23 protein-coding genes are annotated in these 24090 nt (G+C 70.6%); 12 read left to right on the forward strand and 11 right to left on the reverse strand.

Going from position 1 to position 24090, the window contains the following annotated elements; genetic code table 11:
* Nucleotides 1–32 precede the first annotated feature (32 nt).
* A complete protein-coding gene (locus tag J3P44_RS03960) occupies nt 33–893 on the forward strand; it encodes a calcium-binding protein (RefSeq protein ID WP_255888928.1) in 861 nt (286 codons plus the stop codon).
* Between the two features lie 10 nt (nt 894–903).
* On the opposite strand, the gene J3P44_RS03965 is transcribed toward J3P44_RS03960, so the two are convergent.
* Both J3P44_RS03965 and J3P44_RS03970 read right to left on the reverse strand, forming a co-directional pair.
* Entirely contained in the window at nt 904–2241 is a 1338-nt protein-coding gene (locus J3P44_RS03965) for a hypothetical protein (RefSeq protein ID WP_255888929.1), read from the reverse strand.
* Nucleotides 2242–2243: 2 nt separating this feature from the next.
* Nucleotides 2244–2630, reverse strand: a complete 387-nt coding sequence (locus tag J3P44_RS03970) for a hypothetical protein (RefSeq protein WP_255888930.1) — start codon at nt 2628–2630, stop codon at nt 2244–2246.
* A 151-nt stretch (nt 2631–2781) separates the two neighbouring features.
* Here J3P44_RS03970 and J3P44_RS03975 point away from each other — a divergent pair, with 151 nt between their 5' ends.
* The 4 genes from J3P44_RS03975 to J3P44_RS03990 are packed head-to-tail and all read left to right on the forward strand — an operon-like array spanning nt 2782 to nt 6428.
* Entirely contained in the window at nt 2782–4239 is a 1458-nt protein-coding gene (locus J3P44_RS03975) for a WS/DGAT/MGAT family O-acyltransferase (protein WP_255888931.1), read from the forward strand.
* Nucleotides 4236–4580 (forward strand): DUF6912 family protein, encoded by a 345-nt coding sequence (locus J3P44_RS03980; RefSeq protein WP_255888932.1) that lies wholly within the window; start codon nt 4236–4238, stop codon nt 4578–4580. Before J3P44_RS03975 ends, J3P44_RS03980 begins: the two co-directional genes overlap by 4 nt.
* Before the next feature lie 31 nt (nt 4581–4611).
* Complete coding sequence (gene pruA, locus J3P44_RS03985) at nt 4612–6240, forward strand: L-glutamate gamma-semialdehyde dehydrogenase (protein WP_255888933.1); 1629 nt, start codon at nt 4612–4614, stop codon at nt 6238–6240.
* 23 nt (nt 6241–6263) lie between these two features.
* Nucleotides 6264–6428 carry a hypothetical protein gene (locus J3P44_RS03990; protein ID WP_255888934.1) on the forward strand — a complete coding sequence of 55 codons (165 nt, stop codon included), beginning with the start codon at nt 6264–6266 and terminating at the stop codon, nt 6426–6428.
* Here J3P44_RS03990 and J3P44_RS03995 read toward each other — a convergent pair.
* Both J3P44_RS03995 and J3P44_RS04000 read right to left on the reverse strand, forming a co-directional pair.
* Nucleotides 6411–7055 carry a maleylpyruvate isomerase N-terminal domain-containing protein gene (locus J3P44_RS03995; RefSeq protein ID WP_255888935.1) on the reverse strand — a complete coding sequence of 215 codons (645 nt, stop codon included), beginning with the start codon at nt 7053–7055 and terminating at the stop codon, nt 6411–6413. The two genes, J3P44_RS03990 and J3P44_RS03995, sit on opposite strands and share 18 nt — an antisense overlap.
* Nucleotides 7052–7525 (reverse strand): DUF2505 domain-containing protein, encoded by a 474-nt coding sequence (locus tag J3P44_RS04000; RefSeq protein ID WP_255888936.1) that lies wholly within the window; start codon nt 7523–7525, stop codon nt 7052–7054. The genes J3P44_RS03995 and J3P44_RS04000 overlap by 4 nt, the downstream gene beginning before the upstream one ends.
* Before the next feature lie 141 nt (nt 7526–7666).
* Here J3P44_RS04000 and J3P44_RS04005 point away from each other — a divergent pair, with 141 nt between their 5' ends.
* Nucleotides 7667–12523 carry an NAD-glutamate dehydrogenase gene (locus tag J3P44_RS04005; RefSeq protein WP_255888937.1) on the forward strand — a complete coding sequence of 1619 codons (4857 nt, stop codon included), beginning with the start codon at nt 7667–7669 and terminating at the stop codon, nt 12521–12523.
* 33 nt (nt 12524–12556) lie between these two features.
* Entirely contained in the window at nt 12557–13429 is an 873-nt protein-coding gene (locus J3P44_RS04010) for an SDR family NAD(P)-dependent oxidoreductase (RefSeq protein WP_255888938.1), read from the forward strand.
* 17 nt (nt 13430–13446) lie between these two features.
* Here J3P44_RS04010 and J3P44_RS04015 read toward each other — a convergent pair whose 3' ends face one another.
* Nucleotides 13447–14205 carry a sulfite exporter TauE/SafE family protein gene (locus J3P44_RS04015; protein ID WP_255888939.1) on the reverse strand — a complete coding sequence of 253 codons (759 nt, stop codon included), beginning with the start codon at nt 14203–14205 and terminating at the stop codon, nt 13447–13449.
* A gap of 176 nt (nt 14206–14381) precedes the next feature.
* On the opposite strand from J3P44_RS04015, the gene J3P44_RS04020 reads away from it, so the two are divergent.
* Nucleotides 14382–15557 carry a CaiB/BaiF CoA transferase family protein gene (locus J3P44_RS04020; RefSeq protein WP_255888940.1) on the forward strand — a complete coding sequence of 392 codons (1176 nt, stop codon included), beginning with the start codon at nt 14382–14384 and terminating at the stop codon, nt 15555–15557.
* A gap of 42 nt (nt 15558–15599) precedes the next feature.
* On the opposite strand, the gene ku is transcribed toward J3P44_RS04020, so the two are convergent.
* Nucleotides 15600–16526 carry a non-homologous end joining protein Ku gene (gene ku / locus J3P44_RS04025; protein WP_255888941.1) on the reverse strand — a complete coding sequence of 309 codons (927 nt, stop codon included), beginning with the start codon at nt 16524–16526 and terminating at the stop codon, nt 15600–15602.
* A 16-nt stretch (nt 16527–16542) separates the two neighbouring features.
* On the opposite strand from ku, the gene ligD (J3P44_RS04030) reads away from it, so the two are divergent.
* The 4 genes from ligD (J3P44_RS04030) (at nt 16543) to J3P44_RS04045 (ending at nt 19379) form a co-directional block, all read left to right on the forward strand.
* A complete protein-coding gene (ligD, locus tag J3P44_RS04030) occupies nt 16543–17466 on the forward strand; it encodes a non-homologous end-joining DNA ligase (RefSeq protein WP_255888942.1) in 924 nt (307 codons plus the stop codon).
* 41 nt (nt 17467–17507) lie between these two features.
* Complete coding sequence (gene ligD, locus J3P44_RS04035) at nt 17508–18413, forward strand: non-homologous end-joining DNA ligase (protein ID WP_255888943.1); 906 nt, start codon at nt 17508–17510, stop codon at nt 18411–18413.
* Nucleotides 18414–18523: 110 nt separating this feature from the next.
* Nucleotides 18524–18670 (forward strand): hypothetical protein, encoded by a 147-nt coding sequence (locus J3P44_RS04040; RefSeq protein ID WP_255888944.1) that lies wholly within the window; start codon nt 18524–18526, stop codon nt 18668–18670.
* 22 nt (nt 18671–18692) lie between these two features.
* A complete protein-coding gene (locus tag J3P44_RS04045; RefSeq protein ID WP_255888945.1) occupies nt 18693–19379 on the forward strand; it encodes a response regulator transcription factor in 687 nt (228 codons plus the stop codon).
* Between the two features lie 25 nt (nt 19380–19404).
* Here J3P44_RS04045 and fdhD read toward each other — a convergent pair whose 3' ends face one another.
* The 5 genes from fdhD to J3P44_RS04070 form a co-directional block, all read right to left on the reverse strand.
* Nucleotides 19405–20247, reverse strand: a complete 843-nt coding sequence (gene fdhD, locus J3P44_RS04050) for a formate dehydrogenase accessory sulfurtransferase FdhD (protein WP_255888946.1) — start codon at nt 20245–20247, stop codon at nt 19405–19407.
* A 7-nt stretch (nt 20248–20254) separates the two neighbouring features.
* Nucleotides 20255–20881 (reverse strand): MBL fold metallo-hydrolase, encoded by a 627-nt coding sequence (locus J3P44_RS04055; protein ID WP_255888947.1) that lies wholly within the window; start codon nt 20879–20881, stop codon nt 20255–20257.
* The gene (locus J3P44_RS04060) at nt 20878–21963 is read right to left on the reverse strand and encodes an S-(hydroxymethyl)mycothiol dehydrogenase (protein WP_255888948.1); all 1086 of its coding nucleotides are present in this window, start codon (nt 21961–21963) and stop codon (nt 20878–20880) included. The genes J3P44_RS04055 and J3P44_RS04060 overlap by 4 nt, the downstream gene beginning before the upstream one ends.
* Before the next feature lie 34 nt (nt 21964–21997).
* Nucleotides 21998–22861 carry a formyltetrahydrofolate deformylase gene (gene purU / locus J3P44_RS04065; protein ID WP_255888949.1) on the reverse strand — a complete coding sequence of 288 codons (864 nt, stop codon included), beginning with the start codon at nt 22859–22861 and terminating at the stop codon, nt 21998–22000.
* A gap of 179 nt (nt 22862–23040) precedes the next feature.
* Nucleotides 23041–24033 carry an ABC transporter substrate-binding protein gene (locus J3P44_RS04070; protein ID WP_255888950.1) on the reverse strand — a complete coding sequence of 331 codons (993 nt, stop codon included), beginning with the start codon at nt 24031–24033 and terminating at the stop codon, nt 23041–23043.
* Between the last annotated feature and the right edge of the window lie 57 nt (nt 24034–24090).

The following is a 24090-nucleotide window of genomic DNA, read 5'->3' on the forward strand; positions in this document are numbered from 1 at the left end:
GATTGGGGCCTTCTTCTAAGGAGAACCCTGACGTGTCACGTTCCGTACGCACCAGCGCCCTGGCGATCACCGCGCTCGTCCTGACCGCCACACCGGCCTTCGCCGGTCGTGTTGTCGAAGGCACGACGAAGAACGACGTCATCTCCGGGCGGTCGAAGAGCGACCACATCATGTCCCTCGGTGGTCGCGACCGCGTGACGGGCAACGGCGGTGACGACAAGATCTACGCCGGGTTGGGTCACGACATCGTCCACGGTGACGACGGCAACGACTGGATCACGGCGCAGCCCGGCGACGACTTCGTCGCCGGCGGGCTCGGCAACGACAAGATCGATGGCGGGCAGGGCGAGGACGTCCTCTACGGTGGCGAGGGCGACGACATCATCTCCTCCAGCATCGGCCACGACACCGTCTACGGCGAGCTCGGCAACGACATCCTCGGCGGCAACGACGGAGATGACCGCCTCTTCGGCGGTGACGGCTCCGACAAGCACATCGGCGGCGCCGGCAACGACTGGATCGACGGCGGCCCCGGTGACGACGGAGCCATCCAGGGCGGTCCCGGCGACGACGTGCTCATCGACGGCGACGGCAACGACTGGCTGATCAAGGGCGACGAGGGCAACGACGTCGTGTTCCTCGGCCCCGGCGCCGACAAGGTCTTCACCGAGCAGGGTGACGACACGATCTACGTCCTGCCCGACGGCATGGTCGACAAGATCCGCTGCGACGACGACGGCCAGCAGAACGGCACCAACGACCAGGTGATCTTCGTCGGCTGGCGCGACCCGCTCGACCAGGTCGACCCCTACGGCGGTCGCTGCGAGGTCGTCACCGTGATCACGGAGCTGCCTCAGGGCTGGCCCTACGGGCCGGTCCCTCCCCGCGGCTGAACCCGCTGGGTCACGCCGCGAACAGCAGGTAGAGACCTCCCACGGTGAAGCCCACCATCGCCACGAGCAACGGCAGCTGACCCGTCAGCTGGTGCCGCGGCGGCAGGAGCTTGACCGCGCGGTCGTGTGCGGCCACCACGCCGAGCACGTGGCCCAGCGCCACGGCCAGGACCTTGGCGACGGCGACGAACGTCGGGTGCATGGACAGCCAGTAGTTGACCTGCAGGTCGGCGGTGCCGAGGTAGTCGTCGCCACGGCTGAGCGGATCGCTCAGCTGGATCAGGGTCTGCTGGCCGTACTCGACGAGGTAGGTGAGGTAGTGGGCCGCGATGTAGCCCACGATGATCGGCACCACTGCGTGGGCGAACAGGTCCGGCAGGGCACGCCGCAAGGTGTCGCTGGTGACGCCTGTGGCCATCGTGGCGACGGTCAGGACCAGGGCCACCCCGAGCGAGAACGTGATCAGCGCCAGGGTGTCCGGGAGGACCCGCGACATCGACATCGACTGGACCAGCCGCAGCCAGGCGCTCGACTCCCGGAACGAGTCGAAGGCAGTGCTGCCGAACAGCACCCCCACGACCGCGACCAGGCCGGGGCGCGGCACCACCGTGTCGAGGTTCGCCAGGGGGCTGCGCAGCACCAGCACGCCCTGGCGGCGCCCCCAGATCGACAGCTTGGCGACCAGTGAGGAGTAGACCTCGAACGGGTCGGCGCGCGCCAGGAACGTGGTGCCCCACACGGCCGAGCCGATGAGCATGATGCCGAGGTAGGCAGCTGTCCACAGCCGCACCGGGCCGAGGTCCGTGGAGTGGGGGTAGACCAGCTCGAGCCAGACGAAGGCGAAGAGGCCGGCGGCGGCCGGCCAGTAGCCGAGGCGGGCGGGGTAGGCGTACAGGCCCTCGCCCTCGGGCACGCCGGAGATCTTCGCGAACAGCATGCTGATGGTGCGGACCGGGCTCACCGCCTTGAAGAACGGACCCAGCAGCAACGATGCCGGCACCAGGCCGACCCAGAGCAGCACGTAGAACGTCCCGAGGAACGGGTTGATCAGCGAGTCCTTGCCCGCGACCGCCGCGGCCGCGACGTAGAGGAAGAACGCCATGCCGAGCACCCGGGCGACGACGGCCAGCACGCGCGAGGACACGAGGCGGTCCAGCCACGCGGGAGCCGGACGCCCGCTCGTGGCCGCGTCGTAGCGGGGTTCGCGCCAGGCCAGGGCCAGGACGGTGAACGAGATGACGAGCGCGGCGACCGCGCCGGCGATCGCCAGCTCGGCCGGGATCGGCAGGTCCTTCGCGCCCCCGAGCCCGTGGGCCGAGATCGAGCCGCCCACGCTCAGCGGACCCACGGTCAACGTACTTCGAGCTGGAGCACGACGACGTCGGGCTCGTGGCTCTCGACCTCCACCACACCGGGGCGGTCGATGGTGATCTCGTGCTCGGAGGTGCCCTCCTCGTAGGCGATCTCCTGCTCCGGGGTGCTGTGCACGTGGAGATCCCCGGCCTCGTCGGCGGTGACGGTGAGGACGAGGGTCTGGTCGACGCCGAGCTCGACGCGCTCTCCGTTGGGGGTGAACTCCCCACCCTCGCGGGTCACGGTCAGGGCGACGGAGTCGCCCTCCGTGGCGGGTTGCGTGCTGGCCGGCGGGTCCGCGTCGTCACCACCACCGCACGCGGTCAGGCTCACGGCGACGACGAGGGCGAGGGGGACAAGGCGGGCGAGGCCGCGACCGGACACAGCGTTCTCCTTCAGGCGTTGCACGAGTGGCGGTGGCCACGACACGCACTCCGCCACCGGCTCTGTCAGAATCCCATGCGGGACAAGCGCGAAGGGCACCGGCCCTGGCCCGGGCTCCGACGGTCCGACACTTCAGCGAAGGGGCAACCAGATGAGTGAGCGGCTCCGGCCGCGGGACCTGGCCATCCTGGCCGCCGAGTCCCCCACGACGCCCATGCACAACGCCACCGTCGAGATCTTCGACCCCGGTGACTCGGGGTTCGACCACGACCGGCTGGTCGAGCTGATCGCCGACCGGATCGCCTTCGTCCCGCGCTACCGCCAGCGCCTGCAGGTCGTGCCGGGTCGCCTGGCCAACCCGGCGTGGGTCGACGACGAGAACTTCGACCTCGGCTACCACGTACGCCGCTCCGCGCTGCCGCGGCCCGGGACGCACGACCGGCTCCGTGAGCTCGTCGCCCGCATCGCGTCCCGGCCGCTGGACCGCGGCCGCCCCCTGTGGGAGGTCTACTTCGTGGAGGGGCTGGCCGAGGGGCGAGTGGCGCTGCTCACCAAGAGCCACCAGATCCTCGTCGACGGCCGTGAGACGGTCGACATCGGGCAGGTGCTGCTCGACACCTCGCCGGACCGCTCCACGCTCGGGCACGACGACGTCTGGCGCCCACGACGCACGGCGGGCCCGGTCGCGGCCGCGGTCAACGCGGTGACCGACAGCCTGGAGAGCCCGCGGACGCTGTGGCTGACCACGCGAGCCAACGCGGAGTCGCTGGGCCGGCAGGCCTCCGCGACCGGCGCCCGGGTCGCCGAGGTGGCCAACGCCCTCGCCGGACGTGCCCCGGTCCACTCCACCCCGGTGCACCGGCGGCTGTCCCAGCAGCGTCGGTTCGTCACCGTGCACACCGAGCTCGCCGACTACCGCAAGATCCGCGAGGTGCACGGCGGCACCGTCAACGACGTCATCCTCGCCACGCTCGCCGGCGGCCTGCGCGGCTGGCTGATGACGCGGGCGGAGTCGATGGGTGGGCTCAAGACGATCAAGGCGATCGTGCCCATGTCGGTCATCGACGACGAGCTCGAGGCCACCTCGCTGGGCAGCCAGATCACCGGCCACCTGGTGAACCTCCCGATCAGCGAGCCAAGCCCGGTCGTACGCCTGCACCAGGTCAGCTACGACCTCAAGGCGCACCGCGAGAACGGCCGCAACGTCTCGGCCCGCCGACTCTCCGGCATCGCCGGCTTCGCGCCGACGACCTTCCACGCGCTCGGCTCCCGGCTGGCGGCCGCCGAGCTGCGGCGCGGGTTCCACGTCTCGATCACCAACGTTCCCGGCCCGCAGTTCCCGCTGTACGCCGACGGCGCGCGGATGCTGGAGTCCTACCCGGTCCACCCGCTCCTGCCCGACCACCCGCTGGCCATCGGCGTGACGTCCTACGACGGCGGTGTCTTCTACGGCATCACCACCGACCGTGACGCCGTGCCGGACGCCGACGTCCTGGGGCAGTGCGTGCTGGAGTCGCTGGAGGAGCTGAAGGACTCGGCCTCGGACACCAGGCCACGCGCCCCCCGCGGGCGGAAGAAGGCCTCAGGTCAGAAGGCAGGCAAGAAGTGACCCGCCGCTACGTCCCGAGCACCCTTCCTCGCCTCGCTGAGGAGTGGGAGCGCGAAGGACCTGAGGTCCGCGACGCCGTGGTGGCCGAGGACGAGGGCGAGGAGACGGAGTACGCCGCCCTGATGACCGCGGCCGACGCGTCGGCACAGCTGCTCGCCGCGCTCCCGGACGGGCGGCGTCGCCGGGTCGTGGTGGTCGTCGAGACCGCCACGGCGGAGGGCCCGGCAACCTGGCGAGACGTGGTCGCCGTGCACGTCGACAGCAGCGACGACGCGGATCCTGACGACGACCTCGCCTGGTGGGCGACGCAGGAGATCGGTGACCTGGTCGCCTCCTTTTGAGGCCCGCGCGTCTGGATGAGACCATCGCCGGATGGACGCGATCACCTTTCCTCCGGCTCCCACCAACGAGCCGAACCTGACGTACGCCCCCGGCAGCCCGGAGCGCGAGGACCTTGTCGTCGAGCTCGCGTTGCTGGAGAAGGAGCAGCGCAGCTTCCCGGCCGTCATCGGGGGCGAGCACCGTGAGGGTGGCGGTGCGGAGATCAAGGTCGTCCAGCCGCACGACCACCAGCACGTGCTCGGCACGCTGAGGAACTCCACCACCGCTGACGCTGAGGCCGCCGTGAAGGCCGCCACCGCGGCCGCGCCCGACTGGCGGGCGATGCCCTTCGACGAGCGGTGCGCGATCCTGCTCAAGGCCGCGGACCTGCTTGCCGGCCCGTGGCGCCAGCGCCTCAACGCCGCGACCATGCTGGGGCAGTCCAAGACCGCGTTCCAGGCCGAGATCGACGCCGCGTGCGAGCTGATCGACTTCTGGCGCTTCAACGTCCACTACGCCAAGCAGATCCTCACCGACCAGCCGATCGCCAACAGCCCGGGGATCTGGAACCGCACCGACCACCGCCCGCTCGAGGGCTTCGTCTACGCGATCACGCCGTTCAACTTCACCGCGATCGCCGGCAACCTGCCCACGGCCCCGGCGCTGATGGGCAACACGGTGATCTGGAAGCCGTCGCCGACCCAGCAGCTCGCCGCGTCGCTGACGATGGAGCTGTTGGAGGAGGCCGGCATGCCGCCCGGCGTCATCAACATGCTCCCCGGTGACGGCCTGGACGTGTCGAAGGTCGTGATGCCGCACCGCGACCTGGCCGGTATCCACTTCACCGGCTCGACGCCGACCTTCCAGCACCTGTGGCGCACGATCGGGGAGAACATCCAGGGCTACCGCACCTACCCGCGGATCGTGGGGGAGACGGGCGGCAAGGACTTCATCGTCGCCCACCCCAGCGCCGACCCCGACGCGCTGCGCGTCGCCATGATCCGCGGCTCGTTCGAGTACCAGGGCCAGAAGTGCTCGGCCGCCTCGCGTGCCTACGTCCCGCGCTCGGTCTGGGTGAAGATCAAGGACCAGCTCATCGCGGACACCGACGCACTGTCGATGGGCGACGTGACCGACCTGTCCCACTTCATGGGAGCGGTGATCGACGAGCGTGCGTTCGCCAAGCACGAGAAGGCGATCGGCCGCGTGCAGGGGACCGACCACCTCAGCCTGCTGGCCGGCGGTCAGACCGACGACTCGGTCGGCTACTTCGTCCGTCCGACGATCGTCGAGTCCACCGACCCGACGGACCAGATGTTCTCCGACGAGTACTTCGGCCCGATCCTCGCCGTCCACGTCTACGAGGACGACCACTTCGAGCAGGTCGTCGAGCAGATGGAGTCGTTCGCCCCGTACGCCCTGACAGGCGCGATCATCGCGCAGGACCGGGCGGCCATCGCGTGGGCGCGCAAGACGCTCCGCTTCGCGGCCGGCAACTTCTACATCAACGACAAGCCGACCGGGGCCGTGGTCGGCCAGCAGCCGTTCGGCGGCGGACGCGCCTCGGGCACCAACGACAAGGCCGGCGCCGCCGTCAACCTGCTGCGCTGGACCTCGCCGAGGTCGATCAAGGAGACCTTCGTGCCGCCGAAGGACCACCGCTACCCGCACATGGGCTGAGGCCCCGGGTGACGCCGTGGCACATGGGTTCGCTGCACCCCTACGAGCAGGCGCTGACGCTCCTTTTGGCGTTCGGGCCGTTCGTGGTGCTCGGGCTCGTCGTGTGGCTGCGTCGTCATGCGGACGAGACGGCGAGCATCAGCTCGGAGCAGACCTCGGCCGACCCCCTGTCAGCTGAAGACCGGTAGGCGCGCATCCCCGAGGGCCTCGCGCTCCTCCGGGGTGGGTGCTGCTCGCCCGGTGCCGACGAGGGCGACCCGCTCGTCGGACCACCCCGGCAGGACAGCCGGGAGGAGCGCCTCGACCACGTGGCGCACCTCGGCCAGGCCGCTGGCGGTGGGACCGGCAGGGCTGCCCTCGAGGTGGGCGACGAGATCGCCGTGGTGGAGGGTCGCCTCCACGGCCAACGTGCTGGCGAGGTCAGCGGCGCGGATGGCATGGCCCTGGGTGGCCACGACCTCGTCGTCCGGCAACGCGCTCACTGCGCGGGAGGCTGCGGCCGCAGCCTCCAGGTACCGCTCGCGCAGGACCGAGAACTCGTGCAGTCCGGCCTCGACCCGGGTCAGCCGCCTGGTGCGGTCGTCGGCCCGCGGGTCGCTCCCCCAGGAGCGCCAGTAGGCCACGGCGTCGCAGTCCGCCGGTCGGCGCGCAGGAGTGTGCGCCGCGACCAGTCCCCGTACGGCGTCGGCGTGCAGGTGCCACACGAGGTCGCGCACCGTCCACCCTGTGCAGCCCGTCACCACCCACTGCTCCTCGTCACCGAGCTGTTGGACGGTGCCGGAGAGCGCGGCGTAGACGTCGTGCAGCAGTGTCATCCGCGCGCGAGCCACTCCACGCCGACCTCGTGCTCGCGGTCGAGCGCGTCACGGAAGAGCCCGGCGATCATCGCCTCGATCTTCCCCCCGACCAGGGGGATCCGGACGGACAGCTCGAGGTCGAGGGACTCGGTGGTGGTGCCCCCGGCCTCGGTGAGGGTCAGTGATCCCGCCGCCTCTCCCGGCTTGCCCGGGATGGCCAGCTCCACGTCGGCCGCGGTCGGGGAGGTCCAGGTCTCCTTCTGCACGATGACGATCTCGTCCCCGACGAACTTGCGCGCGAAGGAGGGGATGTCGTGGGCGGAGCGGACCTGCTCGATCGTCACGACGTCACCGTCGATGTCGACCGAGCCGCGCACCACCTTCTGCCGCTCGAGCACCGCTTCGCGGAACGCAGGGTCCTCGAGCATCGCGGTCACGGCCGCCGCCGGAGCGTCGTACGTCAGCTGCTTGGTGAGCTTCGTGCTCATGGGTGACCACCGCATTCCGTGTCGTCGTGGGAGCCGGGTCCTGCTGTCCGGTGTGCGGCCCATCATGGCGCAGGATCCGTTGTGACTTGCGGGTAGGGGGCTGTGTTGTGAGCGTCACACGGCGGGTCCTATGGTCGGTGGGTGGCGACGCCGGAAGAGACCAAGGAACATCAGCTCGACGCAGCGGCGAAGCTCCGCCCGGACTGGGGTGACCTGCTGCACGCCTACTACCGCCACGTGGCTCCTGACGAGGTCGTCGAGCGCTCGCCGGAGGACCTGGTGGGCGCCCTCGCCTCGCACCGCGAGCTCGCCTCAGCGCGGCCGCAGGGCACGGCAGCCGTCCGGGTCGTGACGCCCACCAGCGCCGAGTCCGGCTGGTCCGCCTCGGGCCGCTCGGTGGTCGAGGTGGTCACCGACGACATGCCCTTCCTCGTCGACTCGGTGACGATGGAGCTCAACCGGCTCGGGCACAACGTGCACTCCGTGATCCACCCGCAGTTCTCGGTCGAGCGGGACATCACCGGTGAGCTGGAGCAGGTGGCCTCCCTGGCCGAGGAGCCGCACGCGGACACGGTCGGTGCCGAGTCGTGGATGCACATCGAGATCGACCGCACCGACGAGGTGGAGGCCGCCGACATCACCGAGGGCGTCCAGCGCGTGCTGCGCGACGTGCGGGAGTCGGTGGAGGACTGGGCCAAGATGCACGGCCAGGTGCTGCAGGTGGTCGCCGAGCTCGACGCAGACCCGCCTCCGTTGTCGCAGGACGAGCTGCGCCAGGGCCGCGACTTCCTCACCTGGCTGGCAGACGACCACTTCACGTTCCTCGGCTACCGCGAGTACCAGCTCGAGAGCGAGGAGGGGTCGCCCGACGAGTGTGGCCTCCGCGCCGTCCCCGGCACCGGCCTCGGCATCCTCCGCCACGACCAGGACCTGTCGAGCGCCTTCGCCAAGCTGCCGCCGCTGGTGAAGGCCAAGGCTCGGGAGAAGACGTTGCTGGTGCTGGCCAAGGCCAACTCCCGCGCGACTGTGCACCGCCCGGCCTACCTCGACTACGTCGGCATCAAGACGTTCGGCCCCGACGGTGAGGTCGTCGGTGAGCGCCGCTTCCTCGGCCTCTTCTCCAGCGCCGCCTACACCGAGTCGGTCACCCGCATCCCGGTCCTGCGCGAGAAGGTCACCGAGGTGATGCGCCGCGCCGGCTTCGACCCGCGCAGCCACGCCGGCAAGGCGCTGATGGACACCCTGGAGAACTATCCGCGCGACGAGCTCTTCCACACCACGCCGGCCGAGCTCGCGCCCGTGGCACAGGACGTCATGTTCGCGCGCGAGCGGCGCCAGCTGCGGGCCTTCGTGCGCCGTGACACCTACGGCCGCTACGTCTCGGTGCTGGTCTACCTGCCCCGCGACCGCTACAGCACGACCGTGCGCGAACGGTTCTCCGACATCCTGCGCGAGGACCTCGGAGGCGAGCACATCGAGTTCACCGCGCGCGTCAACGAGTCGACGACCGCGCACGTGCACTTCGTGGTGCACCCGCCCAAGGGCGCCAGCATCCCCGACATCGACGTCACCGCCCTGGAGCGCCGGCTCACCGAGGCCTCCCGGTCGTGGCGCGACGACTTCATGAGCTCGGTGGTCAGCGAGTACGGCGAGGAGCGCGGCTCGCAGCTCGCCCGCGCCTGGGCGAATGCCTTCCCCGAGTCCTACAAGGAGGACTACACCCCGCAGCGCGGGTCCGCCGACCTCGGGCGGATGGAGGACATCGAGGGCGACGTGGGCATCGACCTGGCACTCTTCGACCAGGAAGAAGAGGCCGGCACCTACCGGCGCGGGGAGTCGCGGCTCAAGGTCTTCCGGATCGGTGAGCCCCTGTCGCTGAGCACCGTGCTCCCGATGCTCACGTCGATGGGCGTGGAGGTCGTCGACGAGCGGCCCTACCGGCTCGAGGGGCTGTCGCGGCCGTCGTACATCTACGAGTTCGGGCTACGCCACGGCCGCGTCCTCTCGTCCCACGAGCGGACCCTCTTCGCCGAGGCGCTGCGCGCCGTGTGGGACGGCTACAACGAGATCGACGGCTTCAACCAGCTCGTCCTCGCCGCCGGGCTGACCTGGCGCCAGGCGACGGTGCTGCGGGCCTACGCGAAGTACCTCAAGCAGGGCAACTCGCCCTTCGCCCTCGACTACATCGAGGGCGCGCTGCGCAACAACGTCGACATCACCCGGCTCCTCGTCGAGCTGTTCGAGTCCCGCTTCGACCCGGGCCGCGCGGACCGGGCGCTCGAGGCCGACGCCGAGGCCCGGGTCGCCAAGGTGGAGGCGATCGAGGAGCGGCTCGCGAAGGCGCTCGACGACGTGGTCAGCCTCGACCACGACCGCATCCTGCGCTCCTACCGGACGCTCATCCGGGCCACGCTGCGGACCAACTTCTTCCAGCGCGACGCCCAGGGAGAGGTGCACCCCTACATCTCGTTCAAGCTCGAGCCGTCGGCCATCCCCGACCTGCCCGAGCCGCGGCCGCGCTTCGAGATCTTCGTCTACAGCCCGCGTGTCGAGGGCTCGCACCTGCGCTTCGGCGCGGTCGCGCGCGGTGGCCTGCGCTGGTCCGACCGGCGCGACGACTTCCGCACCGAGGTGCTCGGCCTGGTCAAGGCGCAGATGGTGAAGAACACCGTCATCGTGCCCGTCGGCGCGAAGGGTGCGTTCTTCTGCAAGCAGCTGCCCGACCCCTCCGACCGCGACGCCTGGCTGGCCGAGGGGGTCGCCTGCTACAAGACCTTCATCTCCGGGCTGCTCGACATCACCGACAACCTCGTCGACGGCACCAACGTGCCGCCGCGCGAGGTCGTCCGCCACGACGGCGACGACTCCTACCTCGTGGTCGCGGCCGACAAGGGCACGGCGACGTTCTCCGACATCGCCAACGGCGTGGCCAAGGACTACGGCTTCTGGCTCGGCGACGCCTTCGCCTCCGGCGGGTCGGTGGGCTACGACCACAAGGCGATGGGCATCACCGCCCGGGGCGCGTGGGTCTCGGTCCAGCGGCACTTCCGCGAGATGGGTGTCGACTGCCAGCACGAGGACTTCACCGCCGTCGGCATCGGCGACATGTCCGGCGACGTGTTCGGCAACGGCATGCTCTGCTCCGAGCACATCCGGCTGGTGGCGGCCTTCGACCACCGCGACATCTTCCTCGACCCCGATCCCGACGCGCCGTCGTCGTACGCCGAGCGGAAGCGGCTCTTCGACCTGCCGCGCTCGAGCTGGCGCGACTACGACTCGTCGCTGATCTCCGAGGGCGGCGGCGTCTGGCCGCGATCGGCCAAGTCGATCCCGGTCTCCGCCCAGGTCCGGGCCTCGCTCGGGCTGGGGCCCGAGGTCACGGCGATGACTCCCGCCGAGCTGATGAAGGCGATCCTGCTCGCACCCGTCGACCTGCTGTGGAACGGCGGGATCGGCACCTACGTGAAGGCGTCCGAGGAGGGCAACGCCGACGCCGGCGACAAGGCCAACGACGCGATCCGCGTCAACGGCATCGACCTCCGGGCCAAGTGCATCGGCGAGGGCGGCAACCTCGGCTTCACCCAGCTCGGCCGCGTCGAGTACGCCCGGTTCGGCGCTGGTGGGAGCGGGGGCCGGATGAACACCGACTTCATCGACAACTCCGCCGGGGTGGACACCTCCGACCACGAGGTCAACATCAAGATCCTCCTCGACAAGGTCGTGCGCTCGGGGGCGATGGACGAGGCCGGCCGCAACGTGCTCCTCGCCGAGATGACCGACGAGGTCGGCGGCCTGGTGCTGCGCGACAACTACGAGCAGAACCTCGCCCTGGCCAACGCGGAGGCGCACGCCACCTCGCTGCTGCACGTGCACGAGGACTGGATGCGCGCGCTGGAGAAGCGCGGCGTGCTCAACCGCGACCTCGAGGGCCTGCCGAGCACCCGTCAGGTGCGCCGCCGCCTCGACCGCAAGGAGGCCCTCTCCGGACCGGAGCTGGCCGTCCTGCTGGCGTGGACCAAGATCGTCCTCGCCGACGAGCTGATCAAGTCCGACCTGCCCGACGACCCCTACCTGCGCGACGACCTGCTGGCCTACTTCCCCAGCCGGATGAAGCCCGACCTCGAGCAGGCCATCGAGGACCACCCGCTGCGCCGCGAGATCATCGTGACCCAGGTGGTCAACGACCTGGTCAACGGCGCGGGCATGACGTTCTGGCCGCGTCTGCAGGGGGAGACCGGGGCGAGTGCCGCCGACCTGACCCGCGCCAACTTCGTGGCCCGCGAGATCTTCGGCTCGCTGGCGATGCGCCAGGAGATCGCCGCGCTCGACAACCAGGTGCCGGCTGATCGCCAGACCCGCATGCGGATCGAGATGCGTACGCTCGTGGAGCGCGCGTCGCGCTGGCTGGTGACCAATCGACGCCCACCGCTCGACTCGCAGGCGACCGTCGACTTCTTCCGCGGACGTGTGCAGGCCGTGATGGCCGTGCTGCCGAGCATCATGAGCGGCCGCGAGCTCGACGACTTCCGTGCCCGCGAGAAGCGACTCACCGACCAGGGCGTCCCCGCCGACCTGGCCTCGCGGGTCGCGGGGCTGGCCCCCGCCTACGCCCTCCTCGGCATCGTGGAGACCGCCGACCGGCTCGGCCTCGACCCGGTCGAGGTGGCGCGCGTCCACTTCGCCCTCGGCGAGCGGCTGGGCCTGCCCGCCCTGGTCGAGCGGATCTTCGCCCTGCCCCGCGACGACCGCTGGCAGACGATGGCGCGGGCCGCGGTGCGCGACGACCTCTTCAGCGTCCACCAGCAGCTGACTGCGCAGGTTCTCGTGTCCACCAGCGCGGACGACTCGGCGCCGGCCCGGGTCGCGGAGTGGGAGAACTCCGACGAGGAGCTCGTGGGTCGCTCGGCCGTCACGCTGGAGGAGATCTGCCGCGAGGAGACCGCCGAGCTGGCCCGCCTGTCCGTCGGCCTGCGCGTGGTGCGCGGCCTGCTGTCCTGATGGGCCCGAGATCCTGATGGGCCCGGGATCCTGATGGGGCTGCTCCTCGCGACCCCGCGCGCCCGCCTGCGACGGCTCGCGGCCCGGTCGGGCCGGGCGGCGAGCCCACTCGCTGGCCGGACGGTGCTGGTCACGGGCGCCAGCTCGGGCATCGGCGAGGCCACGGCGCGCGCGGCGGCGGCGAGGGGCGCGCACGTCGTGCTGGTGGCCCGGCGGGAGACGGAGCTCGAGCGGGTCCGCGGTGAGATCGAGGCGAGCGGCGGGCGCGCGTCGTCGTACGTCGCCGACCTGAGCGACCTTGATGCGATCGACTCCCTCGTCGAGCGCGTGCTGGCCGAGGTCGGCACGGTCGACTACCTCGTCAACAACGCCGGGCGGTCGATCCGCCGCTCCCTGGACCTGTCCTACGACCGGTTCCACGACTTCGAGCGCACGATGGCGATCAACTACTTCGGCCCGGTCCGGCTCACGATGGGGCTGCTGCCCTCGATGCGGGCGCAGGGATTCGGCCACGTGGTCAACATCGTGACGTGGGGCGTGCAGATGAAGGCGCCGAAGTTCGCCGCCTACATCGCCTCGAAGACCGCCCTGGACACGTGGTCACGCATTGCCGGGCGCGAGACCTACGCCGACGGCGTCACCTTCACCAACATGCGATTCTCGCTCGTGCGCACGGCGATGGTCGTGCCGACCGACGTGTACGACAACCGCGCGAGCATGAGCGCCGAGCAGGCGGGCGTCAAGGTCGTCCGGGCGCTGGAGGACCGGCCGGTCACGTGGGACACCGTCGCTGGTCGCGTCGGCGAGGTGGTCAACATCGTCGCGCCGCGGCTCAGCGACGCCCTGATGTCACGCTTCCACCGCGCGGTGCCGGACTCGGCGGCTGCCCGCGGCGGGCGGGACTGATCCCGCACCGGAGTCAGTCAGAACATCAGGACGGCGGCCACGACGCCCGCGGCCACGACTGCCCAGCGGAAGACGGCGTCGGGGAGCTTGCGACCGATGCGGGCGCCGACGTAGCCGCCGACCACCGAACCGGCCGCGAGCAGCACGACGACGTCCCAGCGAGGGTCGGCGACGACGACGAAGATCAGCCCGGCGACGATGTTGCCGACCATGAGGGACAGCGTCTTCAGGCCGTTGACGATCCGCAGCTCGAGGTCGGTGCCGAGACCGAGGACGGCGACCATCATCACGCCCGCGCCGGCACCGAAGTAGCCGCCGTAGACGCCGGTGAGGGTGGCGAACACGGTGGTTGCCGGTGACATGTGCCGCCGTTCGCCGTGCCGCTCCCCGTTGCGCGCTCGCAGCCAGGCGGAGATGCGCGGCTGGGCGCCGACGAGCAGGCAGGTGAAGAGGATCAGCCACGGCACGATCGCCTCGAAGACACCGGGCGGCAGGCCCAGCAGGACGGCCGCACCCCCGGCGCCGCCGAGGGCGCACACGAGGATGATCCGCTTCGCGATCGGTCCGGCCTCGCGGACCTCCGCCCGGTAGCCGACGACGCCGCCGATGCCACCGGGGATGAGGCCCAGGGTGTTGGACACGTTGGCGACGACCGGTGGCAGGCCGAGGGCGACGAGGACCGGGAAGCTGAGGAGCGACGCGACGCCGACGGTGGAGGAGAGCACGCCGGCACCCAGCCCGGTCGCGACGACCAGGAGCGCCTCGGTCGCGGTCACCTCGCCAGGCCAGTGACGGTCTGCATGGTCCAACCCCCGTGGTCTGTGGAGCCCGCCCAGCATAGGGCCGAGCCGGTGCCGGTGTTGCTCTGCCCACGAGGGTCGCCAAGACGATCGGACCGCCGGCGTCTACCTCTGCCATGGCGGAGCGCCGGGGCTTCGGGAAGGGTGTGCCCATGACTGGACCGCTCGCAGACCTGCTCGTCGTCGACCTCACGCGTGCCCTCGCCGGACCACACGCCACGCAGATGCTGGGCGACCTCGGCGCCCGCGTGATCAAGGTGGAGGCGCCCGGCCACGGCGACGACACCCGCGGCTACGGGCCACCGTTCGTGGGCGAGCCCGACGCCCGCGAGTCGACGTACTTCCTGTCCACCAACCGCAACAAGGAGTCCATCGCGCTCGACCTCAAGGAGGAGACGGACAAGGACGTCCTGCTCGGCCTGGTCGACCGAGCCGACGTGCTGGTGGAGAACTTCCGCACCGGCGTGCTGGAGCGCCTCGGCCTCGGGATCGAGGAGCTGATGCGCCGCAACCCGCGGCTCGTGGTGCTCTCGATCACCGGCTTCGGCCACGACGGCCCCGAGGGAGGCCGGGCGGGCTACGACCAGATCGCCCAGGGCGAGGCCGGCCTGATGTCCCTGACCGGGTCCGGGCCGGACGACCCGCAGCGCGTCGGCGTACCGATCGCGGACCTGCTCTCGGGGATGTACGGCGCCTACGGCGTGCTCGCGGCCCTGCACGAGCGTCACGCCACCGGCAAGGGCACCGTCGTGCGTACGTCCCTGCTCGCGTCGGTGGTCGGCGTGCACGCCTTCCAGGGCACCCGCTGGACCGTCGCGGGCGAGGTCGGCCGCGCGCAGGGCAACCACCACCCCTCCATCGCTCCCTACGGACTGTTCCACTGCCGCGACGGCGCGGTGCAGATCGCGCTCGGCAGCGAGGGCCTGTGGAAGCGGTTCTGCGAGGGCTTCGGGCTCGACCCCGACGCCGACGGGCTCGCCACCAACGGCGAGCGGGTCGCCCACCGCGAGCGCGTGATCGAGGTCGTGGAGCAGGCGTTCGCCGACTGGGACGCCGAGCCGCTGCTGGCCCGGCTCGCCGAGGTGGGCGTGCCGGCCGGCAAGGTCCGCGCCCTCGACGAGGTCTACGAGTGGGACCAGGTCGCCAGCCAGGGACTGCTGGTCGACGTCGAGCACGCCACCCTGGGGCACCTGACCCTGCCCGGACCGCCCCTGCGGTTCTTCGACGCCGACGGCACCGAGGTCACCCGTCGCGACCACGTGGCCCCGCCGCTGCTCGACCAGCACGCCGACGAGATCCGCGCCTGGATCGGAGGCGGTGGCGCGTGAGTGCACCCCGTGACTCGAGGGTGAGCCATCCCCGGGCAGCGGTCAGCTGGCCTTCTTGGCCGCAGCCTTCTTCGCCGGCGCCTTCTTGGCCGTCTTCTTGGCCGCGGTCTTCTTGGCCGCCGACTTCTTGGCCGGGGCCTTCTTCGCCGCGCCCTTCTTGGCGGTCGACTTCTCGGGCTCCTCGTCCGTCTCCTCGCCGCGCGCGGACTTCGCCGCGGCCACCGACTTCTGCAGCGCGGCCAGCAGGTCGACGACCTCGCCCGAGGTCTTGGTGGACTTCTCCGTGCGCTTGATCTCGCCGCCCTCGATCTTCGACTTCACCAGGGCCTCGACGGCACCGGCGTAGTCGTCCTCGAACTCGCTGGCGTCGAAGTCGCCCGCCAGCGTCTCGACGAGCATGTGCGCCATCTTGACCTCGGTGTCCTTGACGTCGCCGGTGTCGACCTTGAAGTCGGGCGTGCGGACCTCGTCGGGCCACATCATCGTCTGGAGCACGATCACGTCGTCCTTCACCCGCAGCACCGCGATGCTGGTGCGCTGGCGCAGGGCGACCGTCACGACGGCCATCCGGTCGGCGTCGAGCAGTGCCTGTCGGAGCAGGGCGTACGGCTTGGCGCCGGCACCCTCGGGCTCGAGGTAGTAGGACTTCTCGAACAGCAGCGGGTCGATCTGCTCGCGAGGGACGAACTTCTCGACCGCGATCTCCCGCGACGACGCGGCCGGCAGCTCGGCCATGTCGTCGTCGGTGAGGATCACCATCTCGCCGTCCTCGGTCTCGTAGCCCTTGGCGATGTCGGCGTAGGCCACCTCCTCGCCGTCGAGGGAGCACACGCGCTGGTACTTGATCCGGCCGCCGTCCTTGGCGTGCACCTGGCGGAAGGAGACGTCGTGGCTCTCGGTGGCGGCATACAGCTTGACCGGGACCGAGACCAGGCCGAAGGAGACCGCGCCTTTCCAGATGGCTCGCATGAGGTAAGCATGTCCCATGCGCCCCATGCTCGCCACCAAGGGAGACGTCGTCCCCACCGGCGACGAGTGGTCGCACGAGGTCAAGTGGGACGGCGTCCGCATGCTCGCGGACGTGCGTGGCAGCGTGGATCGGGCTCGGTTGACCACACGCAACGGCAACGACGCCACCGTCGCGTGGCCCGACATCCATCCCGCCCCGATGGGTGGGCGCGACCTGCTCGTGGACGGGGAGATCATCGGCATCAACCACAACGGGGTGCCGGACTTCGCGGTGATCCAGGAGCGGATGCACGTCCGCTCGGCCACGTCCGCCGCGCGGCTCGCAACGACCGTGCCGGCGACGTTCATGGTCTTCGACGTGATGCGGCTCGACGGCCGCGACCTGACCTCCCTCCCGCTCACCGAGCGCCGCGCGATCCTCGCCGGGCTGGACCTCGGCACCTGGCAGGTGCCCCCGACGTACGACGACGGGCTGATGCTGCGGGACGCGACCCTGTCCCAGGGGCTGGAGGGCATCGTCTCCAAGCGACGGTCCTCGACCTACCAGCCGGGGGTGCGCAGCAAGGCGTGGCTGAAGTTCGCGCACCGGCACCGGTTCTCCTTCGTGGTGGGCGGCTGGCGGCCGCAGGAGGGCACGAAGGACCGGCTGGCCGCGCTGCTGGTCGGCGAGCCCACCCCGGACGGCCTGATCTACCGCGGCCGGGTGGGCAGCGGCATTGGCGGCGCGGCGAGCCGGCTGCTGGCCGGGAAGCTCGCCGGACGGCACCGCGCGGCCAGCCCGTTCGCCGACGAGGTGCCAGCGGTCGACGCGCGCGGCACGGTGTGGGTCGAGCCCTTCCTCGTGGTCGACGTCGAGTCGCACAACAAGATGCCGGTGACCCGGCTGCGCCAGCCGTCCTTCCGCGGCGTGCGCACCGACATCGGACCGGAGGACCTGTGACATGACGGGTGACATGGGGACGGGTGGCATGGGGTGCTGCCATGACTGAGGTGCAGGTCGACGTGGAGGGCCGCACCCTCACCATCAGCAACCTCGACAAGGTGCTCTACCCGCGCACCGGCACGACCAAGGGCGAGGTGCTCAACTACTACGCCCAGGTCTCCCCGGTGCTCCTGCCGCACCTGACCGACCGGGCGGTGACCCGGATCCGCTGGCCGCACGGGGTGGAGGGGTCGAGCTTCTTCGAGAAGAACGCACCGGCCGGCACGCCGTCATGGGTGCGTACGGCCGAGGTGCCGACCACCGGCTCGCGCTCCGGCAAGGGCGACGGCACGATCCGCTTCCCGATCTGCGACGACCTCGCGACGCTCACCTGGCTGGCCAACCTCGCCGCCCTCGAGCTGCACGTGCACCAGTGGACGGTCGAGGCCGACGGCACGCCGCGCCACCCCGACCGGCTGGTGATCGACCTCGACCCCGGCGAGCCGGCCGGCCTCCACGAGTGCGCACAGGTGGCACTGATGGTGCGCGACGCGCTGGCCGAGCGCGACCTGGGCTGCACACCGGTCACGAGCGGCAGCAAGGGTCTCCACCTCTACGCCCCCCTGGCCGCCACCGGACGACGGAGCCTGGACAGCGACGGCACGACCGCGCTCGCCAGGGAGGTCGCCGAGGCCCTCCAGAAGGAGCACCCGGACCTGGTGACGGCCACGATGACCAAGGCCAAGCGGCCGGGGAAGGTCTTCCTGGACTGGTCGCAGAACTCCGGCTCCAAGACCACGATCTCGCCCTACTCGCTGCGCGGCCGCGAGCGACCGACCGCCGCCACCCCCCTCACGTGGGACGAGGTCGAGGCGGGTGCCGAGGACGACCTTGCGCTGGAGCAGTTCTCGATGGAGCAGGTGCTGGAGCGGGTGGCGGAGCTCGGCGACGTCTTCGAGGCCTGACACCCGCACGTGCCCCGTCTCCCGGGATCCGGTTGAAACTGTTACCAGGTGTTACCGCGAGTGACCGTCGTGAGGGTCGGGCGTGGACCTGCGGATCGGATGCTTGCCACATGTCCCGCATCATGCTGATCCCGGTCGCAGTCCTCCTGGCTGCGGGCTCCGTCGTGCTCGGCCCCGGCGAGGAAGCCCCCGCCGCGCCCACGCGGACCGTGGTCACCCCGGCGGTCGACATGGGGATTCACGCCCCCACGCGCTGACCCTCCATCTATGCTCCTTGGCATGGCGCACGACGTGTTGGTGGTCGAGGACGAGGAGGACATCGCCGTCCCCTTGATGCGCACCTTGGAACGTGAGGGCTACGAGGTCACTCGGGTCTCGGGTGGTGCGGATGCGGTGTCCTTCGTCGTCGAGCAGCGACCGGCCGTGGTGATCCTCGACCTCGGCCTGCCCGACATGGACGGGCTCGACGTCTGTCGCCAGATGCGAGCGGGCGGCTACGAGGGCGGGATCATCATGGTCACCGCCCGCGCCGGGGAGCTCGATCGCGTGGTCGGCCTCGACGTCGGCGCCGACGACTACCTCGCCAAGCCGTTCGGCCTCGCCGAGCTCCTCGCCCGCGTGCGCGCCCTGCTGCGCCGCAGCTCCCTCGTCGCCCAGGACGACACCACCGTCACGACGGCCTCCGGTCTCAAGATCGACGCGGGCTCGCGCCGGGTCCACCTCGGGGAGCGCGAGATCGCGCTGACCGCCAAGGAGTTCGACGTCCTCGCCGTCCTCGCGTCCCACCACGACAAGGTCGTGCCGCGCGAGACCCTGATGAACCAGGTCTGGGACCAGAACTGGTACGGCTCGACCAAGACGCTCGACGTGACCATCGGCCGGCTGCGCACCAAGCTCGAGGCCGCCGACGCCGGCGAGCGCGTGGTCGCGATCCGCGGCGTCGGGTTCCGGCTCGAGACCGGCTGAGGTCCGGTCCGACCCTCCCTGGAGATCACACCTGGGCGGATCGCTCGCCGGGCGCGGGCAGGTCGACCCGCGCTGCTCCGGCATAGATGTTCATGCCGCCGTCCCGCACGAACCCGGCCAGGGTGATGCCGGCCTCCGTGGCGAGGTCGACCGCGAGCGTCGACGGGGCCGAGACCGCCGACATGACCGGCACCCCAGCCATCCAGGCCTTCTGCACCAGCTCGAACGACGCCCGGCCGCTGACCTGCAGGACGCAGCCGCGCAGCGGGAGCCGCCCGGCACCGAGCGCCCAGCCGAGCACCTTGTCGACGGCGTTGTGACGCCCGACGTCCTCCCGCAGGCACAGCAGCTCACCGTCCGCGGTGAACAACCCTGCAGCGTGCAGGCCTCCGGTCCGCTCGAAGACAGCCTGGCCGGCGCGCAGCAGGTCCGGCAGTCCGGCCAGCAGCGCAGCGCTCACGCGCACGGGGTCGTCGGTCACCGGCCACCGCGCCGCCGTACGGACCTTGTCGAGGCTGTCCTTCCCGCACACCCCGCACGAGCTGGAGACGTAGAAGTTGCGGGCGAAGTCGGGCACGTCCACGTGGGGAGCGAGCGTCACGTCGACGACGTTGTAGTGGTTGTCGGGGCGACCGTCCACGCAGTAGCGGGCGGAGACCACGTCGCCGGGCATCGCGATGACGCCTTCGGACAGGAGGAAGCCGGCAGCGAGCTCGAAGTCGTCGCCGGGCGTACGCATCGTGACGGCGACCTGCCGGCCACCGACCCGGATCTCCATCGGCTCCTCCACCGCGAGCGTGTCGGGTCGCGCGGTCGCGGATCCGCCGCGCAGCCGCACCACCCGCCGTCGGTCGGATCTCCTGCCCACGTCGGACTCAGTGTCCGCGAGCGATCCAGGCCGCGAGGTCCGGGGCTTCTGCGCCGACGGTGGTGTCGTTGCCGTGGCCGGTGTGGACCACGGTCGCGGCGGGCAACGTGAGCACCTTGCCGCGGATCGACTCGACGATCGTGGGGAAGTCGCTGAACGAGCGCCCCGTGGCGCCGGGCCCACCCTGGAACAGGGTGTCGCCGGTGAACACCGCCTCGAGCTCCTCGGAGTAGAAGCAGCACGCGCCGGGCGCGTGACCGGGGGTGTGCAGCGTCTGCAGGCGCACGCCGCCCACGTCGAAGACGTCGCCGTCGGCCAGCTCGTGGTCCGGTGCGAAGGCGTGCACCCGGTCCCACAGCATCCGGTCGTCGGGGTGCAGGTAGGACGGTGCGCCGGTCGCGGCGCCAAGGTCGCCGGCGGCCCCGATGTGGTCGTCGTGGGCATGGGTGAGCAGCACGGCCAGCACCCGACGGCCGGCGACGGCCTCGACGATCGCCTTGGCGTCGTGCGCCGCGTCGATGACGACGCACTCCTCCTCGTCCCCGATCACCCAGACGTTGTTGTCGACGTCCCAGGTGCCGCCGTCGAGGCTGAAGGTGCCGGACGTGACCACGCGGTCGACGCGGACGCTCACAGCTCGACCACCGAGCGGAGCACCTCGCCCTTGTGCATCTTCTCGAACGCCTCCTCGACGTCCTTGAGGCCGATGGTCTCGCTCACGAAGTCCGCCAGCGGGAACCGGCCCTGCTGGGCGAGGTCGACCAGCATGGGGAAGTCGCGGGAGGGCAGGCAGTCGCCGTACCAGGAGGACTTGAGGGCACCGCCGCGACCGAAGACCTCCAGGAGCGGCAGGGTGATCTCCAGGTCGGGGGTCGGGACGCCGACGAGCACCACCGTGCCGGCGAGGTCGCGGGCGTAGAACGCCTGCTCGTAGGTCTCGGGTCGGCCCACCGCGTCGACGACCACGTCGGCACCGAAGCCGCCGGTGAGGCGGCGGATGGCCTCGACCGCGTCCTCCTCGCGGGAGTTGACGGTGTGGGTGGCGCCGAAGCCCTTGGCCCACTCCAGCTTCCGGTCGTCGACGTCGACAGCGATGATCGTAATCGCGCCCACCAGTGCAGCGCCGGCGATGGCGGCGTTGCCCACACCGCCGCAGCCGATCACCGCGATGGAGTCGCCGCGGCCGACCGCACCGGTGTTGACGGCTGCGCCGAAGCCGGCCATCACGCCACAACCGAGCAGTCCGGCGGCAGCCGCGGGTGCCTGCGGGTCGACCTTCGTGCACTGCCCGGCGGCGACCAGCGTCTTCTCGATGAACGCGCCGATGCCCAGTGCGGGGGAGAGGGGCGTGCCGTCCGTGAGCGTCATCGGCTGGGTCGCGTTGTGGGTCGCGAAGCAGTACTGGGGCTTGCCCTTCGCGCACGCCCGGCACTGGCCGCAGACCGCACGCCAGTTGAGGACGACGAAGTCCCCGGGCGCCACCTCGGTGACGCCGGGACCGACGGCCTCGACGACACCGGCCGCCTCGTGGCCGAGCAGGAACGGGAACTCGTCGTTGATCCCGCCCTCGCGGTAGTGCAGGTCCGTGTGGCACACGCCGCAGGCCTGCACCTGGACGACCGCCTCACCCGGTCCGGGGTCCGGGACCACGACGTCGACGACCTCGACGGGCGCTCCCTTGCTGCGCGCGATGACTCCCTTGACGGTGCTGGGCATGACTCTCCTCGTGGAGGACGGGTTCCGCAGGCTGTCAGCGGAAGACGACGGTGTGGGTGCGGTCCAGGAGGACGCGGTGCTCACTGTGCCACCGGATCGCCCGGGAGAGGACCTGCGCCTCGACGTCGCGGCCCGCGGCCGTCATCGCAGCGGGATCGAGGGAGTGGTCGACGCGGACGACGTCCTGCTCGATGATCGGCCCCTCGTCGAGGTCCGCAGTGACGTAGTGCGCGGTCGCGCCGACGAGCTTGACGCCTCGCGCGTGCGCCTGGTGGTAGGGCTTCGCGCCCTTGAAGCTCGGCAGGAACGAGTGGTGGATGTTGATGGCGCGACCCTCGAGCTTGCCGCACAGCTCGTCGGAGAGCACCTGCATGTAGCGGGCGAGCACCACGAGATCGATGTCGAGCTCGTCCACCAGCTCCAGGAGCCGGGCCTCGGCCTCAGGCTTGGTGTCCGCGGTGACCGGCACGTGGTGGAACGCGATGCCGTTGGCCTCCGCGACCCCCTCGAAGTCGCGGTGGTTGGACACGATGGCGGGGATCTCGATGTTGAGCGCGCCGGTCGACGTGCGGAACAGCAGGTCGTTCAAGCAGTGCCCGAACCTGGAGACCATCAGCAGTGTCCGCGTGGGCGTGCGTACGTCGTGCAGCTGCCACACCATGGCGAACTGCTGGGCGACGGGAGCGAACTCACGGCGGAGCTGCTCGGCGCCGGCGCCCTCGAGCCGGAACTGGACCCGCATGAAGAAGCGGTCGGTGAGCCGGTCGTCGAACTGCTGGCTGGCGCTGATGTTGCCGCCGTGCTCCATCACGAAGCGACTGACGGCGAAGACGATGCCCGGGGCCTCCGGGCAGGTCAGCGTGAGCACGTACTCGACGTCGGGGGAAGGCTGGGACATCCGAATCTCCTTTTGCGTAATACACAACACGCTGAGCGATACGCAACAGCCTGCCGTACGAACCGGGCACGGGTCAAGAGGGGATTCGGGCGAGTTGAGGCAGAACGCGGTCGCGCCCGGCCGGGGCGAACCCCGGCCGGGCGCGTGCTGTCGTGTCCTCGAGCGGACGTCCTCTCAAGTCACTGAGCGAGCCAGGCCTCGACCTTGTCGGGGTTGTCCTCGATCCACTTCGCCGCGGCCTCCTCCGGCGACATGCCGTCGGAGGAGATGTACGCAGCCACGACGTTCTGGTCGTCGTTGGTCCAGGTGAAGTTCTGCACCAGGTCCACAGCCGTGGAGTCGGACTCCGCCCAGTCCGTGCCGACGATCTTCTTCAGCTCGGTCTGGGGGTAGTCACAGGCGACCGTCTGCGGGTCGTCCTGGCAGCCCGTCTCGTACGGCGGCAGCGCAACCCTCTGCATCGCCACCTCCGCGTTGAAGTACTGCGGCTCGTACCAGTAGCCGATGACCCATTCCTTGTTCTCCTCCGCCTTGCGGAAGGCCTCGATGGTGGCCGCCTCCGAACCGGAGAAGACGACCTTGAAGTCGAGGTCGAGGTTGCTCACGATCGCCTCGTCGAACTGGACGTAGGACGGGTCGGCGCCGAGGAACTGACCCTGGCCACCGGACTCCGAGGTCGCGAACTCCTTGGCGTACTTGTTGAGGTTCTCCCACTCGAGGATGTCGGGGTGCTCCTCCGCGAGCCACGGCGGAACGAACCAGCCGATGATGCCGATGTTGCCCTGCGGACCGAAGTCCATGGCCGTGCCGTCACCCTTGCCCTCGAAGAACTTCTTCTCGAGGTCCGGGTGGCCCCAGTCCTCGATGACGACGTCGACCTCACCGGTGCCGAAGCCCTGCCAGGCGACGTCCTCCTTGAGCTCCTTGTAGTTGACCGTGCAGCCGAGCTGGTCCTGGGCGACGGTGCCGACGACGTAGGCGCTCGCCTCATAGCCGACCCAGGGGTTGACGGCCATGTTGAGGTCGCCGCACTCCCCGCCGGCAGCGGCAGCCTTCTTCTCGTTGGCCTCGGTCTCCTTCGCGATCGACCCTCCGCCGCAGGCGGAGAGTGCGAGGGTGGCGACGGCGGCAAGGACCCCCAGTCGCGCTCCTCGGCTACGGGCAGTGCTCATGGCGGGTTGCCTCATTCGTGGATCTCCTCATTTTCTTGGTGGTCCGAGAAATCAGGG

The organism is Nocardioides astragali (assembly GCF_024436375.1).
Taxonomy (GTDB): domain Bacteria; phylum Actinomycetota; class Actinomycetes; order Propionibacteriales; family Nocardioidaceae; genus Nocardioides; species Nocardioides astragali.

Excerpts from the sequence above, each read along its gene's own strand:
- J3P44_RS04060 (WP_255888948.1), bottom strand. The coding sequence starts at position 21,963 with ATGCCCAGCACCGTCAAGGGAGTCATCGCGCGCAGCAAGGGAGCGCCC.
- J3P44_RS04070 (WP_255888950.1), bottom strand. The coding sequence starts at position 24,033 with ATGAGCACTGCCCGTAGCCGAGGAGCGCGACTGGGGGTCCTTGCCGCC.
- J3P44_RS04020 (WP_255888940.1), top strand. The coding sequence starts at position 14,382 with ATGACTGGACCGCTCGCAGACCTGCTCGTCGTCGACCTCACGCGTGCC.
- J3P44_RS03995 (WP_255888935.1), bottom strand. The coding sequence starts at position 7,055 with ATGACACTGCTGCACGACGTCTACGCCGCGCTCTCCGGCACCGTCCAA.
- J3P44_RS03990 (WP_255888934.1), top strand. The coding sequence starts at position 6,264 with ATGGGTTCGCTGCACCCCTACGAGCAGGCGCTGACGCTCCTTTTGGCG.
- ku (WP_255888941.1), bottom strand. The coding sequence starts at position 16,526 with ATGCGAGCCATCTGGAAAGGCGCGGTCTCCTTCGGCCTGGTCTCGGTC.
- J3P44_RS04045 (WP_255888945.1), top strand. The coding sequence starts at position 18,693 with ATGGCGCACGACGTGTTGGTGGTCGAGGACGAGGAGGACATCGCCGTC.
- ligD (WP_255888942.1), top strand. The coding sequence starts at position 16,543 with ATGCGCCCCATGCTCGCCACCAAGGGAGACGTCGTCCCCACCGGCGAC.
- J3P44_RS03975 (WP_255888931.1), top strand. The coding sequence starts at position 2,782 with ATGAGTGAGCGGCTCCGGCCGCGGGACCTGGCCATCCTGGCCGCCGAG.
- J3P44_RS04000 (WP_255888936.1), bottom strand. The coding sequence starts at position 7,525 with ATGAGCACGAAGCTCACCAAGCAGCTGACGTACGACGCTCCGGCGGCG.
- ligD (WP_255888943.1), top strand. The coding sequence starts at position 17,508 with ATGACTGAGGTGCAGGTCGACGTGGAGGGCCGCACCCTCACCATCAGC.
- J3P44_RS04040 (WP_255888944.1), top strand. The coding sequence starts at position 18,524 with ATGTCCCGCATCATGCTGATCCCGGTCGCAGTCCTCCTGGCTGCGGGC.
- pruA (WP_255888933.1), top strand. The coding sequence starts at position 4,612 with ATGGACGCGATCACCTTTCCTCCGGCTCCCACCAACGAGCCGAACCTG.
- J3P44_RS04010 (WP_255888938.1), top strand. The coding sequence starts at position 12,557 with ATGGGGCTGCTCCTCGCGACCCCGCGCGCCCGCCTGCGACGGCTCGCG.
- purU (WP_255888949.1), bottom strand. The coding sequence starts at position 22,861 with ATGTCCCAGCCTTCCCCCGACGTCGAGTACGTGCTCACGCTGACCTGC.